Source organism: Thermococcus nautili, from assembly GCF_000585495.1.
Classification (GTDB): domain Archaea; phylum Methanobacteriota_B; class Thermococci; order Thermococcales; family Thermococcaceae; genus Thermococcus; species Thermococcus nautili.
The window spans coordinates 1,813,403-1,831,310 of sequence record NZ_CP007264.1 but is presented as its reverse complement, the minus strand read 5'-3'; the positions used below and the strand labels follow the sequence as shown (position 1 = coordinate 1,831,310).

Genomic DNA, 17,908 nt, shown 5'->3' with positions numbered 1-17,908 from the left:
TCCGGTGGTGGCGATGGACTTCATGAGCATCGTTGCGTCAGTGATTTTCGCCGGTTTCGCGGTGAGAACCGTCTACCTCCTTCTGCGGGAGGATAGGAAGAAAGACCTGCTCCTCACGACGGCTCTCTGGGGCCTGGCACTTTTCGTGTGGGGTCTCTACATCGCCGGAAAGAAGGGATGGGGCATTCCAAGCGCCCTTGTGATGCTCTCGGGCGTTGTGGCTTTCTCCCTGTCCTTCTTTGGGCTCTTCAAGCTTCGCGAGGAGAGCCCCAAGGAGTTTGGGAAAGAGCTATAAAGGAAAAGGCATAAAACTAAACGGCTTTACGATTAACCGGGGGGAACCCTCATGGGATTGTTTGACAGCCTCAAAAAGAAGGAGAACAAGCCTAAAATGAAACCTCCCGCGAGCGTTAAGAAGGAAGTCGCTCCCAGGCATGACATCGATGTCGTACCGATTGAGGAGGATGTTCTTGCTAAGGAGCTCGTTAAGCCCCAGCTTCGCTACCTGAAGAAGATAACCGTGACCAGCTACTCCGACCTTGAGAGGATTTCCAGCGAGCTTCAGGAGGGCAACATAGTCATAGTTGACCTGACCCCGCTCGAGAAGAGGCCCGACGTCCTTGAAAAGGTCGCCGAGCAGATTAAGGGCATGGTCAACGCCTTCGGCGGGCAGGCGGCGAAGATATGCAAGACCGAGGTTAAGCTCATCCTCCTTCCCGAGGACATAAAGATTGCCAAATGAGGTTTTCCTTTTTCAAACTTCAACCGAAACCATGACTTTATAAAGGCATCCCTGGTTCTCTTCTCGGTGATGCTCATGGGCGAGAAGAAAGGCGAGAAGGTTGAGGTTAATCCCGAACTCGGCGAGGTTCAGGTCATAAGCCTCGGTGACTGCCCCATCTGCGGTGGAAAGGGAACGCTCAAGGCCATTCAGCACATCCACGAGATTCCCTACTTCGGCAAGGTCATGGAGAGCACGATAATCTGCGAGAAGTGTGGTTACAGAAACGCTGACGTCATGATACTCGAGGACAGGCCACCGAAGCTCTACACGGTTAAGGTCGAGAACGAGAAGGACCTCTTCACCCGCGTCGTCAGGAGCAAGAGCGGGACGATAGAGCTGGAGGAGATAGGCGTCAAGATTGAACCGGGACCGGCCGCAGAAGGCTTCATCACGAACGTCGAGGGCGTTCTTGAGCGCGTTCGCGAAACCCTGCTAATGGCGAGGGAGTTCAGGAGGCAGGAAGGTGACGAGGAAGCGGTAAAGAAGGCCGACGAGATACTGCAGTACATCGAGGACGTCAAGGAAGGGAAGAAGCCGCTGACGGTAAAGATAGCTGACCCCCTTGGCAACAGCGCGCTCATAGGCGAGAAGGTCAGGAGCAGGCTCCTAACCGAGGAGGAAATCCAGAAGCTGAGCCTCGGACCGTACCAGATAGTTAACCCGGAGGAGCTTGAGGGGCAAGAAGCCGGGGAAGGCGGTAAAAACTCAGAAGAAACCAAAAAAGAGGGGAAAGAGCTCAGTGAGAAATGAGGACGAAGACCTTGTCCTCGATTCCATTTACCTCCACGTTTCTTCCGTCGAAGTTGAGTTCAGCTTCCCCGTTCGCAAGTTTCTTATAGTCGTCCATGCTTACCGCGATGACGCTGAAGATGTCGTCGCCGTTCACGTAGTTGGAGTATTCAAGTATGAAGGGTATTCCAAAGGCCATGTCGCCGGCGACGCCCTTGGTGACGTCGCTCACGTCGAGTGAATCGCCGTTGTCAACGATTTGAATGAAAACGTAGGGCTTGTCAACCTTCGCAACGTCCTCATCGGCCATGTAAATGTTGCCCGTGAGGATGTCAACGTCATCGCTGTTCGGGTTGAAGGTCATGTGCTTACCGTTGGGCTCGGCCACCATGAGGGTGTACTCGCCAAGGTTGTCCGCGCTCTTGGCCAGCTCCACCGCATTTTCGATGTCGCCACCCAGGTCGGTGTCGTCAACCGCGCCAAAATAGTCGCGCGATTTGACGACGAGGTAGTCATCGTCGGTTTCAAGGTAATAGAACGTCTTGAGGGGTTCATCGTCGCTGTAGGAGTAGTCAATGTTGACGTAGTAGCCGTCTGAGTAGTCTATTTTAACGACGTAGCCGTCGTCGGTTTCAAGAACCTTATAGGAGTCCTCCGGGACGACCACGACCGCGTCGGTGCTCCCGGTTTCGCTCGTTATGACCTCGATGAGGGGCTCGTCAACGTCCGATACAACGGCCCTCATCGTGTCGAACTTGAGCGTGACGGGCAGGTCGGCGTTGAGCTTGACGTCTTTGGTTGTCTCGGTCGGAGTTTTCTCGGAACTTTTCTCGGAGAAGGTATCGGTCGCGGACGGCGTTGAACTGCTCGTCCCGGAGCTCATACACCCGCTTCCCGCGAGAACAAGTCCCACGAGAAGAAACGCCAGAACGTATCTAATCCCAAACTTCATTCAGAACACATCCACTTTGCTGGTAGTCGAGAACTGGGGAAGAGGAGCTTAAAAAGGTTTGCAGGCGCGTTAGGAAGCCCTAAAATCATCAGGGGTAGAAGTAGTCCCTCGCGAGCAAATCCTCGATTAAAGCCCTTACCCAAGGCTTCCTCGTCTTCCTTGAGAGGTGAATTATGCCCTCGACGTGGATTCCGTAGCGCTCCTTCATCTCCTCCCTGCTCATCGGTTCCTTGAAGAGGAACGGCCTTTCGATTGTGAAAACGTAGCCGTAGTCCTTGATGTAGTTGGCCAGCCAGTTCTTCCCGTTCTCGCCGTGAACGAGGGTTAAACCGCTCGTGTCCTTCGCCATCTCCCAGAGGGTCTCGAGGTCAGCCTTTATCACCTCGCCGACCTCGAAGCCTCCAGCGATTGTCCCCCTCCGGGTTAGCGTCTGCTCCTCGTGAAGGTTGAGCCTCCTCAGCGTGTCCCTCAGCTCGTAGGGGTTTCCGCGCGCTATGTAGAGGAACACCAGGTCACCCTCGTCGAAGGCCTTCCTCTTCCTGACCTCGACCGTTTTGAGGCCCCTGAATATCAGCTCGGCGTAAACCTGGTGGAGCGCTATGACGTGCTCCATGCTTTCACCTGGCGAACCCTCGAAGGAGGGAATAAAAAGGTTTGGGCAAAGCTTTTAACTTCCCAAGGTTGAATTTTAGTAGGGATTAGGATGGTAACCGTTAAAAAGACCCGGCGGAAGGAGCTTAGGGCGTCAGTCCTTGGAGTCGTGGTAGGGCTTGTACTCTTAGTATTCCTTCTCTTTCTCGAAATTCCTTCCACTGCTTTCTACATCCTCGTAGGAAGCTTTGTAATAGGACCACTCCTGGGGCGGGCAATATGGGGAACACCGGTTTTAAGGATAGAGAATGACGGAAGGGTCTGCGAGATTTCGGCCCACGATGGCCTGAAGAAGGTCATAATTCTGGAGGATAAGTACACCTCACGGGAGATTTGGGTGGAAGAACCCGTTGAGACCACCGTGTGCGGAGTCCCTGTTAAGTTCTACCACAATCCCGCTTGGTTCGGAACCGTCCTGATTGTTGAGGTGGAAGGTAGGAGGTACCGTCTGCCCTAAGGGGGCAGTGAAGTGAACGTGAAAAAGACCCGTGTCAAAAACCAGCGCCTCTGGAAGTTTGGTCTGTCATACCTTGCCCTCTCACTCCTTCTCCTCGCGGTTGGATTAATTGAGAAATGGCCAGTCCTACCGCTGATGAACGTTTTTATAGCCCTCGGTTTCCTCGCCCTGGCAAACCGCTTTCGTGCCCTCAGAGTGGATTGCAACGGAAAAACGCTCCTCATCGTTCCTGATTACGCGACGTCCACCATAACCCTCAAGGACACGGAGGGGAAGGTTCTCGCAAGGGACTTCTTCCCCCTCTTCGAGGAGAAAACCCTCGAAACTCCCTGTGGAACGCTGGAAATCCGCGCGATTAGACATCGCTTTGGCAAAGTGGAGCTCAGAATAAAGGCCGAAGGAAAAGAAATCACCTTGCCCTGAGTTTCAGCGATGCCTTCACGAGGTCGCTCACTACCCCGCTTGCCGTCTCCTTCAATCCGGCGCCGGCCCCCTTAACAAGAAGCTCTCCCAGAAGGTCGGTCTCGATTAGGGCAACGTTCTCGTTGCTTGAAACCGCGAGCGGACCGGAGACCTCTTCTGGAGCGACTTTAACGCTCTTCTCCTCGATTGTCGCGACGAGCCTAATCCTCTTTCCCTTTGCGAGGGTCCTCTTAACCTCGTCAACCGTAACCTCCGCGATGCCCTTGACGGCAATCTCGTCGAAGGTAATCGGCCCGAAGGCAACGCAGTGGAGTATAGTCGCCTTGTAGCCGGCGTCAATTCCGAGGACGTCTCCGCTCGGGTCCCTCTCGGCTATACCAAGCTCCTGGGCCTGCTTTACCGCCTTCTCGAAGTCAATCCCTTGCTCCATCCTTGAGAGTATGAACGTCGTCGTCGCGTTCAGGACGGCCTTTATTCTCCTTACCGTGTCGCCGAGCAGGTTCTCGCGGAGGAGCCCGATGATTGGCGTCCCTGCCATAACAGTCGCCTCGAAGAGGTAGGGCAGGCCTCTCCGCTCGGCTTCACCAGTAAGCTCCGCGTAGTGGAACGCCAGTGGTGGCTTGTTGCTCGTAACGACAGCCTTCCCGTCCCTCAGCGCCTCCAAATGCCACTCGTGGGCGTTTCCATCGTTGGTCACGTCAATAACCACGTCGGCCTCAATCTCCTTAACCGCCTCAGCCGGCGAGAAGCTGTAGACCTCGTAGTCGTTCGTCCACGCGGAGAGCTTTCCAAAGTTCTCCTTGACCAATAAAGCCTCGCTCAAATCGATGCCCTCGGGAAGCCACACGGTTCCTCTCGTGTCGGAGATGTTGACGACCCTGAAGGATAAGCCGTATTTCTCTCGGAAGAAGCGCTCCTTCTCAATCAAAACGCGAGCAACGGCTTTGCCAACGTTGCCGAAGCCGAAGAGCCCAACCTTTACCTCCATCCAACCACCGGAATAGAAAAGGAGGAGGGGCTTAAATCACTTGTTGAGGATTACCTTGATTATGTCCATGTCCCTGACTATGCCGACGAGCTCGCCCTCACCCTTGATGACGGGCAGCTGCTCGATGTGGTGCTGGACCATCTTCTGCGCAACCTCGTAGACGCTCATGTGGGGCGTGGCAACGACCAGGTTCGGATTCATTATCTCCTCGACCGGCTTCTTGGGGAGCTGGAGCTCGGCCTTCTCGAAGAGGAGCGTCGGGTTGCTCTCAAGAATCCAGTCCTCCTCACTTGAAGCGGCCAGCGCAGTCTGCTTCATGACTCTAACTACTTCCCCGTCCTTAAGGAGGTCGGTTTCGTCGACCATACCGACGAGGTTGCCGTCGTCGTCTATGACCGGAATCGCCATTGCGTTGCAGAGGAGGAGGGCCTTGAGCGCGGCCTTGAGGGGAGTTCCGCGCCAGACGACGCCAACGTTCCTCTGGTAGTAGGGCTCAATCGTTATGTCCTTGAGCTTCTCGTTCTTGGCCAGGTAGCGCCTAACGATGTCGCCAACGGTAAGTATTCCTATCGGCCTGTCCTCGTCATCAACAACTACAACGCGCCGGTAGTCGGTCTCGAGCATCCTCCTAACGGCCTTCTTGAGGTCGTCGTTCGCCTTGACCGTCGGAACATCCCGTCTGACGAGCATGGCGAGCTGGTCTTCGTCAGGATGTATGAGGACGTTTTTTATGCTTATTATCCCGACGAGCTTTCCCTCCTTGTTAACGACCGGGAAGGAACGAACGTTGTGCTTCTTGAACAGCTCAAGTGCGTAATCCCTCGTCGCCGGCAACTGTATTACCACTGGGTCCTTTGTCATCAGGGTCTTTACCCTCATGTTCTACCACCGCTTAACCTAAGACGGTGTCCCCCTATTTAAGGTTTTAGAAAAGGAAATGGGCGAAACGTCAGCCCAGGAGGGCGAGGAAAACACCGGCAACGACGGCCGTTCCGATGACTCCCGCGACGTTCGGACCCATTGCGTGCATGAGGATGAAGTTGCCGGGGTCCTCCTCGCTGGCCAGTCTCTGCACAACGCGCGCGCTCATCGGCACCGCCGAAACTCCCGCGGCGCCTATCATCGGGTTTATCCTTCCGCCCGAGAGCTTCATCATGAGCTTTCCGAAGAGCACTCCCCCAGCAGTTGCGCTGGCGAAGGCCACTATTCCGAGACCGAGAATCATGAGGGTCTGGGGCGTGAGGAAGCTCTCAGCGCGCATGGTTGAGCCGACGCCGAGGCCGAGGAATATCGTCACGATGTTCATGAGCTCCTCCTGTGCCGCCTTGGTGAGCCTTGGAACGACGCCGCTCTCGCGGAAGAGGTTGCCCATCATGAGCATTCCTATCAGTGGTGCCGCGCTGGGGACGAGCAGGCCGATGACTATCATCGTGACTATCGGGAAGAGGATTTTCTCGCGCTTTGAGACCGGCCTCAACTGCTCCATCCTTATGCGCCTTTCCTCCGGCGTTGTTAGCGCCTTTATGATGGGCGGCTGAATCAATGGGACGAGGCTCATGTAACTGTAGGCGGCAACGGCCGTTGCAGCGAGTATCTGGGGCGCGAGCTTGGTGGTGAGGTATATCGTCGTCGGGCCGTCTGCACCGCCGATTATTCCTATCGAAGCGGCCTCGTGTATGTTGAAGCCCAGCGCGAGGGCCGTAAGCATCGCCACGAAGACGCCTATCTGGGCCGCGGCACCGAGGAGCGCCGTCTTGGGGTCAGCTATGAGCGGTCCGAAGTCCGTCATCGCTCCGAGGCCGAAGAATATGAGGAGCGGCACTATCTCCGTCTTGATGAGGTAGTGGTAGACTATGTCAAGAAGACCGGGGTGAGAGCACAGCCCACCGACGGTCGGACAGTTCGCGATTCCGTTGAGGGGAAGGTTAACGAGAACCGCCGTGATGCCTATGGGCAAAAGCAACAGCGGTTCCATCTCGTAGCGTATCGCGAGGTAGACCAGCGTCAGGCCCACTGCAATCATGATGATGTTCCCTACCGTGAGGTGGAGCAGGCCCATTGTGCTCAGGAAGTCCACGAAGCTCGTCATGCTCCATCACCCGAGCTCAACCAGTGGGTCTCCGGTGTTGACGGTGTCGCCTTCTTTCACGTAGATTTTCTTCACAACGCCGTCTTTCGGAGCGGGGATTTCGTTCTCCATCTTCATGGCCTCAAGCACAACCAAACCTTGGCCGGTTTTGACCTCCTGACCCTCGCTCACGAGAACCCTCAGGATTTTTCCAGGCATTGGGGCAGTGACTGTGTTGGGCGAAGCACTCGCGGGAGCAGACGAAGGAGCCGGCGCCGGAGCGGGGGCAGGGGCCGGAACTTGTGCGGGCGCTGGAGCAGGAACCGGAGTGCTGGCAGTTTCGGGAACGCTCGGAAGCGCCATTCCAAGGCCTTCAGCCTTGACCTCGTAGCTCTTGCCCTCGAAGCTGACCCTGAACTTTCCACCGGCGAGCTCTTCAACCTCAACCTCGTACTCCCTTCCATCGATGATGACCTTAACCTTCATCTTCACCACTTCCTCATCTCGTAGTTGAAGTTCTCAACCTCATTCATACCGCTCTGTAAACCGTAGAGGCGCCAGGCGTCGGAAACCTTCCTCTTAAAGGGCAACGGCCTGGCAACCTCGGCCTTCTTCGCGAGGTAGGCGAGGATTGAGGCGGTGATGATTGCCAAATCCCTCGGGGGAATTCCTTCCTCCGGGGCCTCGACCTCTTCCTTCGTCTCCTCGACGGTCTTTTCCTCGGCCTTCTTGGCCCTTCCGGTCATTCCGCGCTCGAAGGCACCTATGGCGTACATCACTATGGCCAAAATGGTGAGTATGGCGAAGACGACGGTGATTCCTATGACGGTAATCCATCCTCCCTCGGCAAACTGGCTCATGCTTTCACCTCACAGCGGTATGTTGCCGTGCTTCTTCGGCGGGAGCTTGACGCGCTTGCTCTCGAGGGCCTCGAGCGCCATAATCACCTTCGCCCTCGTCTCCGCCGGGTCGATGACGTCGTCTATGTAGCCCCTCGCGGCGGCGACGTACGGGTTGGCGAACTTCTCGCGGTACTCGGCTATCTTCTGCTGTCTAACTTCCTCCGGGTTCTCAGCCTGGGCGATTTCCTTGCGGAATATGATGTTCGCCGCTCCCTCCGGACCCATGACCGCTATCTCCGCTGTCGGCCAAGCAAAGACGAAGTCGGCTCCAAGGTGCTTGCTTCCCATCGCGAGGTAGGCTCCACCGTAGGCCTTCCTGAGGATAACGGTCACCATTGGAACCGTCGCCTCGGCGTAGGCGTAGAGGACCTTCGCGCCGTGCCTGATTATTCCCCTGCTCTCCTGGTCAACACCGGGCAGGTAACCGGGGACGTCCACGAGCGTGACTATCGGTATGTTGAAGGCGTCGCAGGTTCTAACAAACCTGGCAATCTTGTCCGAGCTGTCTATGTCGAGAACTCCAGCGAAGTACTTGGGGTTGTTGGCGACTATACCAACGGTCTGGCCGTTCATCCTTCCGAAGCCAACCACGGCGTTCGGGGCGAAGTAGGGGAGGATTTCAAGGAAGTCCGGGTTGCCGTTCTCGTCGCGGTCAACTATCTCGTAGATGACCTCCCTGACGTCGTAGGGCTTGTTCGGGTCGTCCGGGACAATCTCATAAAGCCTCTCGCTCTTCCTGAAGGGCAAATCGCTCGTCTTGACGCGAGGTGGCTTCTCCATGTTGTTGGACGGCAGGTAGCTCACGAGGCGCCTTATTAAAGCCAGAACCTCCTCGTCGCTCTTGCCTATGAGGTGGGCCTGACCGGCCCTCTGCGCGTGAACCATCGCTCCACCGAGCTGAACTGGAGTAACCTCAACGCCGGTAACCGCTTTGACGACCTGAGGCCCGGTGATGAACATGAAGCTCGCGGGGTTGTCCACCATGAGGATGAAGTCTCCGATGGCAGGACTGTAAACGGCTCCGCCGGCACAGGGACCCATTATCGCGGTAATCTGCGGGACGACACCGCTGAGAATCGTGTTCATCTTGAAAATCTCGCCGTAGCCCTTGAGCGCGTCAACACCCTCCTGAATCCTCGCTCCTCCTGAGTCGTTGAGGCCTATGACCGGAGCACCTGCCTCCAAAGCCAGCTCCATGACGCGCTTTATCTTCATCGCGTGCATCTCGCCGAGCGAACCGCCCATGACGGTAAAGTCCTGCGCGTAGACGAAGACCAGCCTGCCGTCGATGGTTCCGTAGCCGGTGATGACACCGTCAGCGGGCAGTTCCTTCTTGTCGAGGCCGAACTCAGTTCCCCTGTGCTTGACGAACATGCCGATTTCCACGAAGCTTCCGGGGTCGAGGAGCTTTTCTATCCTCTCGCGGGCGGTGAGTTTGCCCTTGGCGTGTTGTTTCTCGACGGCCTTCTCCCCGCCCATGGCGAGAATCTTTTCCCTCCTCTCGTAAAGCTCGTTGAGCTTCTCCTCCATGCCCATAAGAGTAACCCCCTTGATTTCTTTGGGCTTGTAGTTTGTAAAGTTTAAAAGGGTTTTTGAGGAGCGAAATTCATCCAAGAGTGGATAATTTGTCCAATGACATGGAAAAAAGAAGGAAGACCTCAGAGGTGCTGGATTGGCGTTTCGGCACCACAGGCCTCACACTTGAGGAAGTGGAAGCGTCCGCGCTTGATAATCTTGGTATCGGGGCTTCCACAGACCGGACAGATGACGTACTCCTTGAGGTACTTCTTCATCTTGTTGGCTATCAGGTACGGCGTGAAGCGTCCCTGCAGGATTACGCGCCTGCCCTCGAGCGTTCCAGCGGTTGCTACCTCGCGCAGGATGAACTTCAGGAGATGGTTCGGGTCGCGGTTCATCGCTTCTGCTATGTCAACGAAGTTCTCGATTATCGTCCTGTTACCGGCTATTGTGACGACCGCCGGCGGGACCTCGAAACGGGACTTGTGGGACTTCACGTTCTCGGGCAACTCCTCGTAAGCCTTATCGAGGAGCTTCTCAAAGTCGTAAAAGTCAATGCTCTCGCTCATCTTCTCACCCCCTCATAGGTTTCCCCTTCGCTTTATAACCTTTGTTAGAGCACCCTGTAAAAGCCCGCCCTCGGCTCGTAGATTCTGCCGTCTGCCTTGAGCTCCTCGATGAGCTTCTCAACCTCGCGTTTACTGCCGACCCCGGCCTGCTTCGCGGCCTCGATTACCTTCTCTGCCGGCGCTCCGTAGTCGCCTTCCCCTTCGAGGTTCTTGATTATATCGACCAGTTTCTCTATCTTGTTGAGCTTCTTGGAGCTCTTGCCTATCTCAAGGATTGAGACGTCTATGTTGCCCTCCTCATCGACGGCTATCGTCCTCATCATGGCCTCGATGAGCTCTATGGCAGCTCTCGCATCTTCGCGCGTCACCGTCTCACTCAGTCTCATCCTCGCGTGGGCCTCGCTGAGACGTATGAGGGCCTCAAGCTGTCTCGCGGTTATCGGAATCGGCTGGACGCCTTCCTCGTCGCCCCTCTTAAGGCCCTTCCTCATCTTGACGTAGTAGCGCTTTATCTCTTCCATCGCTTCCCTGCTCAGGACCGGGTGGACGTTCTTCCTCGCGTAGGCTATGTACTTCTTAAGCAGGTCGTAGGGTATCTTCGGCGTAACAACTTCCGCCTCTCCCCTACGGACCTTGAGTATGTGCTCGGCGATGCTCGCGTCGACCTTCTCGTCCGGCTCGTCGAGGAGGAGGAATATCAGGTCGAAACGGCTCAACAGGGTCGGCGGAAGGTCGAGCTGTTCGGGGAGGGACTTGTGCCTGTTAAAGCGACCGAACTTCGGGTTGGCGGCGGCTATAACGGTCGTCCTCGCGTTGAGGGTGGCTGTAATTCCTGCCTTGGAGATGCTTATCGTGTTGTGGAGAACCAGTCCGTGGGAAACGAAGAGGTGGTACGGCTCAACGGTCACGTCGTAGACCCACTCCCAGCGGTCGTTGGAGATTTCCTCAACATTCGTAACCCTGAGGAAGCGGAGATTGCCCTCGACAAGTCCCTTTATGTCATCGAGCTTTTTCTCAACATCCCTAAGCCTTTCCCTTGCAATTTCGAGAAGAGCGTTTGTTGTTTCTTTATGTCCTCTCCTGAGCCGGTAAAGGGTCGTCGAATAGGGAGTGCCCAGCTTCTCCGATAGCTCTCTAACAGTAACGAAGGTCCTCAGCGCCTCAACGTCTCCCCTCTCAAGGGCGCTCTTAAGTTCGGCGATTCTCCCTTCGGCCTTCGCAAGGTAGTCCATTACGCGCTCTCTGTTGGCGTTCTGGCGGGCGGTTATGTTGTTGGTAAGACCGCCGTCGTTCACGTGAAGGACGTTTAAAACCTCCCTCAGGGATTCGAGCACCTCAGTCGGAACGATGTCGCGGTAATTGCGCTTTCTCTTGGAGACCTCGATGAGCTTCTCTATCTTCCCTATCCGCGGGTCGTCCCGGACAATTTCAGCGAAGCGCTCCATGTCGGCCGTACCGCTCACGATGACCTTGTAGTAGGTCGTCTCCCCCCGCTTCTCCTCGAAGATGTAGGAGTATATCCCAAGGCTCAGCAGTAGGTCCTGGAGGTCTTCCGCCATGCCCCTCGACGACGTTGTGAATCCAACGCGGTACTTGTCCACGAAGCCGTCTCCCTTGAAGAACGCGTTGAGGAAGGCCCTTCTCGCGGTTTCGTCGGCACCGAGAACCCTGGCGGGAACCCTCTTCCGGCGGGCGGGTCTTTCGTCACCCTTCTCGGGAAACGCCTCCGGGAACTCGCTTAGAAGCTTGGTATAGAAGTCCTTAGAGATGACGCGGACCGTGTAAAGCCTCTTCTCGCCAGGCCTCTCGCGAATCTGAACGCCGTACTTAACGCCGAGCTCCTCAAGGAGTCCTTTAAACTCCTCAACGAGCTTCTCGTCGGTATTCGTGAAGCCTACCTCATAGTAGCCGTTGCCGGGGTTAGCGTAGCTGAAGCCTTCCGACAGGAGGAAGCCGAGGAGTTTGGCCGTGGTCTCATCAAGGTGGTTCCCTTCGGGGGAAAGGTAGCGCCTGACCGCGAGGACGAGATTATCGGGTTTTATTTCCTCCGCCGGCTTCTCCCTTATTTCACCGTCCTCCCACACCATAATCGGGTGCTCTGGGGTTACCGTTATCTCCCTGCCGTTCGAGAACCTCAGCCGTATGAACCTGTCAGGTGCTTTGTGCCTGCTCACGCGGTCCGCTTTGACCTTCACGATTTCCTTCCGCTCGAGGTCGTACGCGAGAAGCTCTATGTCATCAACGGGCAGTATCTCGGTGTCCCTGCCGAGTATCACCTTATCGCGGTTGGCCTCGATTAGGGAATCCACCAGCTCGCCTATCTTCACCTTCCTGCCGTCCGCTAAGAGAAGCTCAAAGTCGTGGTGGTAGCTCTGCTGTTCCAGCGCTTCGTGAATCGCGCTTCTGTCACGGTCACTCATCTTGTCGAACTCGTCGATTAACGCGAACCCTCCATCTGCCAGCACGAGAACACCCGCTTCCAGAACCCACGAGCCCGTGAACTCGTCGCGCACGGCTGCAGCGGTCAAACCGGCGGCGCTTGAACTCTTACCACTCGTATAAATTGCCCTTGGGGCTAAATTAGCAACGTAGCGGAGGAGCTGGCTGTTGTGGACGAAGATGTCGTTGGCTATGAAGTTGTGGTGCCCCGGAATCTGGAGGTCGTAGACCCATGCATGCTCGGGCTTGTACTCTTCAATTTCGACAACCCTGTCCCAGAAGATGTCAGACTCTTCGAGGAGCTTCCTAAGTCCTTCATCTTCCGTTTCAGGAACTATCTTTGGCTCGTTGTCGCGCCTTGGAGTTGCAATAAAGTCCCCAACCCTCAGCTCCTCGGCTTTCCTCGTTCTGAACTGGCCGTTTTCGAAGGTGAAGAACGGGTGGGTTGGGGTAACGCGAATCTCCCTTCCGCTCGCTGTCTTTATTCTGAACATCTTTTCCGGAGCAGTTCTCTTCCAGGCGATGTTCGCCTTAACTCTCCTGACCCTCAGCGTTTTCGCGTCGAGAGCATATAGCTCGAGGTCAATCGGCGCGTAGAAGCCATCGTCGACCCTTCCGAGGTTTCCTTCGGCTTTTGCCTTCTCGATGGCCTCGTCAACTATCTCGCCAATCTCCTTCAGGCTTCCATCGGCTAAGAGAACCTTCGTGTGGTAATCAACGCACTTAGCAACACCCGGGTCACCAACCAATAAAACGTGGCTTTCTCCCCTCAGCTTCGTTCCATCGGGCAAAACCCTCTGCACACCGCCGAAGAGAGCCAAAGCGATTCCCTTCTTGACTATCCTGTGCCCCCAGATGGCCGGAGCTATCGAGTCCACTATCGCGTCAACGATGTCCTTCCTCTTCGCCAGCTCGCGAATCTTCTGCTCGTCCTCCGGCGAAATCTCAAGCTCCTCAATCTCCTTGCTGAGCTGTTCGATGTGGTTGACCTCCAGAACCTTTTTGAAAATCGGCCTCTTGTCCCTCTGCTCGAGGATGACGCGCAGGATTCCGGTCACGAGAACACGGTCGCCGGGCAGAGCGGTATCTACGAGATCGTCAAGTAGAATAGCGTCAACGAAGCGGGGCATCTGGCCGCCTTTGAGGCTCTCGGGCCTGTCCTGAAGGCGGAAGCTCTGGAAGTTGATGAACCTACTTTTTTCCACGTCGAGCTCGACGTTTCTTGAACCACAGGCGTCGCACTTGGCCGGCTTGACGAGGTTCTCGTAGGGCCTCTGGAGGCGAATCATCTCGTTTCCGCAGTCCTTGCAGACGAAAACGGCCCTCTGAACAAACGGTTTGACCTCGCTGACGCGCGTGATTATTCCCTCGACCTGGATAAGCCTGTTTATGTGCTCGCTCCCGAGTTCCTTGACGAGTAAGGTGTGGGGCAGGTTGTAAAAGCGCGCGTGAACCTTCAGCTCCCTCTCAACGAGGAGCGGGGGCTCGCGGAGGATAATCTGAATCGCGTCCTCACAGCTCGCTATCGCCTCTTCCGGGTTGTTGAGGAGCTCTTCCGCTAATTCGGGGTCGAAGGAGTTGAGGTGCGCCCAGTCTATAGCTAAGGAGCGCTTCGGCGTTACGGTTAAGAGGTCCTTGAGGCGGTTGATGTAGACCTCGTTGCCGTCGTCGTCAACGTACTCGCGGAGGAACTTTGCGAAGCGCGAAATCATCTCCTCCCTGTCCATCAGGCATCACCGAGCCACTCGTTCCTTATCTTGGACATCTGGAGGTAGAGCCGTCTTTCCTCCGGCGAGAGGCGCGAGAGCAGTTCGAGGCTGTTGGGCCTCAGCATGACCGCTTTGAGGATTTTGTTGAAGCGTATCATCTTCAAATCGCGGAGTTTTTTCTTGAGGTTGGCAAGCTTGGTGAGCTTGACGTTTATGGTCTCGACGCTCTCGCCCGGGTTGAGGCGGACGTAGTTTTCAAGGTAATACAGGTAGAACTCGGCCCTCTCGTAGAGCCCGGCCGGGAGTGCCGTTAACGGCTCGCTCTCGCGCTCCCCGGCTATGGCCTTGTCTATCTCGCCGATTACCTTGTCGGTCTCGTCCACAATCTCAACTACCCCGGCCTCCCAGAGTTCCCTCGCCTTCCAGTCCTCGATTAGGACTATGTCGCCCTGATTCCAGTCCGAGAAGGGTTTTAACACCTTCACAGCGATGAGCGCCCTGCCGGTGAACATACCACCACCTTGAACGACCTAAGGTCTTCGGCTAATAAACCTTGTCGGAACAGCTTAGAACGGTGTTGCGCGGGATTATGCCAGTTCGATTTCCACTCGAATGCATTCATGAGCACAGATGAGCAGGGGAACGCTTTTAGCCTCGATAACCCTTTAAACTTGGACGAGCAGTCCCCTTAAGGTGAGCCGTAATGCTGATTGGAATAATGAGCGACACCCACGATAACCTCCCGGCCATAAGGAAGGCAGTCGAGTTCTTCAACGAGAGGAACGTTGACCTCGTAATCCACGCGGGTGACTACATCGCCCCCTTCGTCGCGAGGGAGCTCGGAAAGCTCAAGGCCCCGCTGAGAGGCGTCTTCGGCAACAACGACGGCGAGAGGGACGGCCTGAGGAAAGCGTTAGGGATAGAGGACGAGCTCATCGAGGTCGAGGCGGACGGAATGAAGATAGCGGTCACTCACGGGACGAACGAGGTTCTCGTTAAGGCTTTGGCCTACAGCAAGCTCTACGACGTGGTTATAGTCGGCCACACCCACCGCTACGAGATTAGGGAAGTGGGCAGGACGATACTCGTCAACCCCGGCGAGGTCTGCGGCTATTTAACCGGCGTCAAGAGCGTCGCTTTACTCGACACGAGGAAGAGGGTTGTGGAGATTTTCAACATCGAGACAGGTGAGCTGTTGGGGGCCATGAGCGTATGAGGTGAGCCGATGGACATATTGACGCCGGCCGAGAGGAGGGACGCGGTGGTCTTCATCGGCGTTGATAGGGCTGGAAACGTCGAGTTCGTGAAGGTCTACGCCGTCAGCGAGGAAAAAGCCAAGGAAACGCTGGAGGAGTTCTTCAACGCCAAGGGGCTCTTCCCCACCGATTACAGGCTCGTGAGCCGTGGTCTGGAAGACGTTTCCGGAAAGAAGGCCATAACGACGAGGAGCGAGGAGGAGCTCAGCTCTTCCCTCGCGAGGCTCGGCCTTAAGTTACTCTCCAACGGAATCCTGACCCTCGAGGACATCGAGGAGGTCTACCAGATAACCCTCGTCAGCGAGGTCCTCTACGAAAGGGTTACCTCGGAAAGGCGGGAAAAAGAGGAAAAAACCCTCGACTGGCGGGAAGTTCTCTCGCTCGGCGTCGATACGCTCGTTGAGAACCTGAGGGGGGTTGACTTGTCGGAGCTCGTTCCTGCGAACGCGCTAATCCTTCGCGAGCCGAGCGTTGAGACCGTTGCGGAGCTCCTGAACGGGGAGCGGGACGGGCCGATAATCGTCGAGACGAAGGACGCGGGCAGGTATCGGAACCTCGATTTCTCAGCCTTCGTGAGGATTCCCCCTCTGAGCAGGGAGGAGTTTGCGGTCGAACTCTCGGCGAGGCTCGGCTTCAACGTTCCGGTGAGCCTGATTTCCCTTCCAGAGAACAGGCTGAACCTGCGCAACGTCGAAAAACTGGCCAAACTCGTCGAGGCGCTCGTGAGGAAAGGATTTGAAAGGGAAGAGGCCCTGAAAATAGCGGTCGAGCTCAACTCTTCAGGGCCTTAAAGTAGGCCTTGACAGCTTCCCTGAAGGCAGGGTTGAGCTTCCCAAGGACGGCGTTGACTCTCTCGCGCTTCTTCCGCTCGCCGGCGAGGTAGCTCAGGAGAAGGCACTCGTCAACCGAGAGGTTAGAGACTTCTGGAGGCTCTTCTCCCGCTAAAATCCGCTCCAAGAGGGGCCTCAGCTTCTCGCTCCGCCTCTCGAACTCAAGCCAATTCACGTTGAGCCTGCCCATTATGGAAATCTCGCCCGCTTTCTCAAGGTACGGCCGGATTTTCTCTCCGAGCGGGGAAGATAGAACCCTCGCAATGAACTCCTCCACGTACGCCATGTCGTCGCCGAGCCTCTTCCTGTCAACGAGGTCGAGGCTCTCGAAGAGCGCCCTAGCGGTCAGGTAGCACTTAACAGCAAAGGGAAGCTCGGGGAGAGTTAAATACACACCATCAATCTCGACCCTCTCACCGGGTTTTCGCTTCAGCGTTTCGAGGAGAGTTCCAAGGGGGTAACTAAGGCTCTTCACGCAGAACTCAAGCTCGTCCATGTTCTCACCATGCCACCTTGTTCGGCCCGCCTAAAAGCCTTTCGTCAGGTTTTTAGGCTTCGCGGGGAATCCCACTACGGTGGGAGAATGGAGTGGGTCGAGATAGACGGCTCATACGGCGAGGGAGGGGGGCAGATACTCAGAACGGCCGTTGCCCTGTCAGTAATAACCGGGAAGCCGGTGAGGATTCACAGGATAAGGGCAAACCGTCCGAACCCCGGACTAAGACCCCAGCACCTGCACGGTATTCTCGCTTTGAAGAAGCTGAGCAACGCGAGGGTTAAAGGAGCAAAAGTCGGCTCTACGGTTCTTGAGTTCGTCCCCGGAAGGGCCGAGCCTAAGCACATCAAAGTCCCGATAAAAACGGCTGGGAGCATAACGCTCGTCCTCCAGGCGTTATTGCCAGCGATGGCCTTCGTGGGAGGAAGCTTCGAGGTAACCGGCGGAACCGACGTGCCCTGGAGCCCGTCCGTGGACTACCTGAGGCACGTTACGCTCTTCGCGCTCGAAAAGATGGGGCTGAGGGCGGAGATTGAGCTCAGGAGGAGGGGCCACTATCCAAAGGGCGGTGGGCTCGTCCTCGGAAGGGTCGAGCGGTGGGAGGAGAGAAAGCCCCTCGTTGCCCTCGAGTGGCGTAAGATAGAGCGCTTCGCGGGAATAAGCCACGCAACGAATTTACCCGCCCACGTCGCGGAAAGGCAGGCGAAGTCAGCTGAAGAGAAGCTGAGGAGCCTCTACAGCGTCCCTGTCGAGATTGAGAGGGAAGTCTCGCGCTCCCTCGGGCCGGGAAGCGGGATAGTGGTTTGGGCCGAGACGGACTCGCTTAGGTTAGCCGGAGACGCCCTCGGAAAGCGCGGAAAGCCGGCTGAGGTGGTCGGCAGGGAAGCCGCCGAAGAGCTGATTGAGCAACTAACGCCAAGGAAGGCCGTTGACAGGTTCCTAGGCGACCAGCTGATACCGTTCATGGCCTTCACGGGAGGAGAGATAGGCGTTGCAGAAATCACGAACCACCTCGTCACCAACGTCTGGGTCGTGGAGCAGTTCCTTGGCAGAACCTTCGAGGTCGAGGGAGAAATCGGAGAGCCCGGGGTTGTGAGGGTGGTGAGGAAAGCGGAGGTTTAAGTGTATTGTTATTCA

General features: G+C 56.3%; 20 protein-coding genes. 8 read left to right on the top strand and 12 right to left on the bottom strand.

Annotation, left to right across the window (positions count from 1 at the left end):
• Window positions 1-13 precede the first annotated feature (13 nt).
• From BD01_RS10095 to BD01_RS10085, 3 genes are all read left to right on the top strand, one after another.
• The gene (locus tag BD01_RS10095) at window positions 14-295 is read left to right on the top strand and encodes a hypothetical protein (RefSeq protein ID WP_042692689.1); all 282 of its coding nucleotides are present in this window, start codon (window positions 14-16) and stop codon (window positions 293-295) included.
• Between the two features lie 51 nt (window positions 296-346).
• Entirely contained in the window at window positions 347-742 is a 396-nt protein-coding gene (locus tag BD01_RS10090; protein ID WP_042692686.1) for a cell division protein SepF, read from the top strand.
• 75 nt (window positions 743-817) lie between these two features.
• Window positions 818-1,534, top strand: a complete 717-nt coding sequence (locus tag BD01_RS10085) for a ZPR1 zinc finger domain-containing protein (RefSeq protein WP_042692682.1) — start codon at window positions 818-820, stop codon at window positions 1,532-1,534.
• On the opposite strand, the gene BD01_RS10080 is transcribed toward BD01_RS10085, so the two are convergent.
• Both BD01_RS10080 and BD01_RS10075 read right to left on the bottom strand, forming a co-directional pair.
• On the bottom strand, window positions 1,521-2,465 hold the full coding sequence (locus BD01_RS10080; protein ID WP_042692680.1) for a hypothetical protein: 945 nt from the start codon (window positions 2,463-2,465) through the stop codon (window positions 1,521-1,523). The genes BD01_RS10085 and BD01_RS10080 overlap by 14 nt on opposite strands.
• An 88-nt stretch (window positions 2,466-2,553) precedes the next feature.
• Window positions 2,554-3,078, bottom strand: a complete 525-nt coding sequence (locus tag BD01_RS10075) for an ASCH domain-containing protein (RefSeq protein ID WP_042692677.1) — start codon at window positions 3,076-3,078, stop codon at window positions 2,554-2,556.
• Between the two features lie 90 nt (window positions 3,079-3,168).
• Between BD01_RS10075 and BD01_RS10070 the strand changes: the two genes are divergently transcribed.
• Window positions 3,169-3,573: a hypothetical protein gene (locus tag BD01_RS10070; protein ID WP_042692675.1), complete on the top strand. Its 405-nt coding sequence runs from the start codon at window positions 3,169-3,171 to the stop codon at window positions 3,571-3,573.
• 12 nt (window positions 3,574-3,585) lie between these two features.
• Window positions 3,586-3,996: a hypothetical protein gene (locus tag BD01_RS10065; RefSeq protein ID WP_042692674.1), complete on the top strand. Its 411-nt coding sequence runs from the start codon at window positions 3,586-3,588 to the stop codon at window positions 3,994-3,996.
• On the opposite strand, the gene BD01_RS10060 is transcribed toward BD01_RS10065, so the two are convergent.
• The 9 genes from BD01_RS10060 to BD01_RS10020 form a co-directional block, all read right to left on the bottom strand.
• The gene (locus tag BD01_RS10060; protein ID WP_042692672.1) at window positions 3,983-4,984 is read right to left on the bottom strand and encodes a homoserine dehydrogenase; all 1,002 of its coding nucleotides are present in this window, start codon (window positions 4,982-4,984) and stop codon (window positions 3,983-3,985) included. The two genes, BD01_RS10065 and BD01_RS10060, sit on opposite strands and share 14 nt — an antisense overlap.
• 36 nt (window positions 4,985-5,020) lie before the next feature.
• Window positions 5,021-5,863, bottom strand: a complete 843-nt coding sequence (locus BD01_RS10055) for a CBS domain-containing protein (RefSeq protein ID WP_042692669.1) — start codon at window positions 5,861-5,863, stop codon at window positions 5,021-5,023.
• A gap of 70 nt (window positions 5,864-5,933) precedes the next feature.
• On the bottom strand, window positions 5,934-7,073 hold the full coding sequence (locus tag BD01_RS10050) for a sodium ion-translocating decarboxylase subunit beta (protein ID WP_042692667.1): 1,140 nt from the start codon (window positions 7,071-7,073) through the stop codon (window positions 5,934-5,936).
• 6 nt (window positions 7,074-7,079) lie between these two features.
• Window positions 7,080-7,538, bottom strand: a complete 459-nt coding sequence (locus tag BD01_RS10045) for an acetyl-CoA carboxylase biotin carboxyl carrier protein subunit (RefSeq protein WP_042692664.1) — start codon at window positions 7,536-7,538, stop codon at window positions 7,080-7,082.
• A gap of 2 nt (window positions 7,539-7,540) precedes the next feature.
• Window positions 7,541-7,912, bottom strand: a complete 372-nt coding sequence (locus tag BD01_RS10040) for an OadG family protein (RefSeq protein WP_042692661.1) — start codon at window positions 7,910-7,912, stop codon at window positions 7,541-7,543.
• 9 nt (window positions 7,913-7,921) lie between these two features.
• Window positions 7,922-9,490: a carboxyl transferase domain-containing protein gene (locus tag BD01_RS10035; protein ID WP_042692657.1), complete on the bottom strand. Its 1,569-nt coding sequence runs from the start codon at window positions 9,488-9,490 to the stop codon at window positions 7,922-7,924.
• A 122-nt stretch (window positions 9,491-9,612) separates the two neighbouring features.
• Window positions 9,613-10,041: a translation initiation factor IF-2 subunit beta gene (locus tag BD01_RS10030; RefSeq protein ID WP_042692655.1), complete on the bottom strand. Its 429-nt coding sequence runs from the start codon at window positions 10,039-10,041 to the stop codon at window positions 9,613-9,615.
• 44 nt (window positions 10,042-10,085) lie between these two features.
• The gene (locus BD01_RS10025; protein WP_042692652.1) at window positions 10,086-14,207 is read right to left on the bottom strand and encodes an intein-containing Cdc46/Mcm family DNA replicative helicase; all 4,122 of its coding nucleotides are present in this window, start codon (window positions 14,205-14,207) and stop codon (window positions 10,086-10,088) included.
• The gene (locus BD01_RS10020) at window positions 14,207-14,701 is read right to left on the bottom strand and encodes a Gins 23 protein (protein ID WP_042692650.1); all 495 of its coding nucleotides are present in this window, start codon (window positions 14,699-14,701) and stop codon (window positions 14,207-14,209) included. The genes BD01_RS10025 and BD01_RS10020 overlap by 1 nt, the downstream gene beginning before the upstream one ends.
• A gap of 191 nt (window positions 14,702-14,892) precedes the next feature.
• Here BD01_RS10020 and BD01_RS10015 point away from each other — a divergent pair, with 191 nt between their 5' ends.
• Window positions 14,893-15,405, top strand: a complete 513-nt coding sequence (locus BD01_RS10015) for a metallophosphoesterase (protein WP_042692647.1) — start codon at window positions 14,893-14,895, stop codon at window positions 15,403-15,405.
• 9 nt (window positions 15,406-15,414) lie between these two features.
• Window positions 15,415-16,236 carry a hypothetical protein gene (locus tag BD01_RS10010; RefSeq protein WP_042692644.1) on the top strand — a complete coding sequence of 274 codons (822 nt, stop codon included), beginning with the start codon at window positions 15,415-15,417 and terminating at the stop codon, window positions 16,234-16,236.
• Here the strand turns inward: BD01_RS10010 and BD01_RS10005 are convergent.
• On the bottom strand, window positions 16,217-16,771 hold the full coding sequence (locus BD01_RS10005; RefSeq protein ID WP_042692642.1) for a hypothetical protein: 555 nt from the start codon (window positions 16,769-16,771) through the stop codon (window positions 16,217-16,219). The two genes, BD01_RS10010 and BD01_RS10005, sit on opposite strands and share 20 nt — an antisense overlap.
• An 87-nt stretch (window positions 16,772-16,858) precedes the next feature.
• On the opposite strand from BD01_RS10005, the gene rtcA reads away from it, so the two are divergent.
• Window positions 16,859-17,893: an RNA 3'-terminal phosphate cyclase gene (gene rtcA, locus BD01_RS10000; RefSeq protein WP_042692639.1), complete on the top strand. Its 1,035-nt coding sequence runs from the start codon at window positions 16,859-16,861 to the stop codon at window positions 17,891-17,893.
• The last annotated feature ends 15 nt before the right edge of the window (window positions 17,894-17,908 follow it).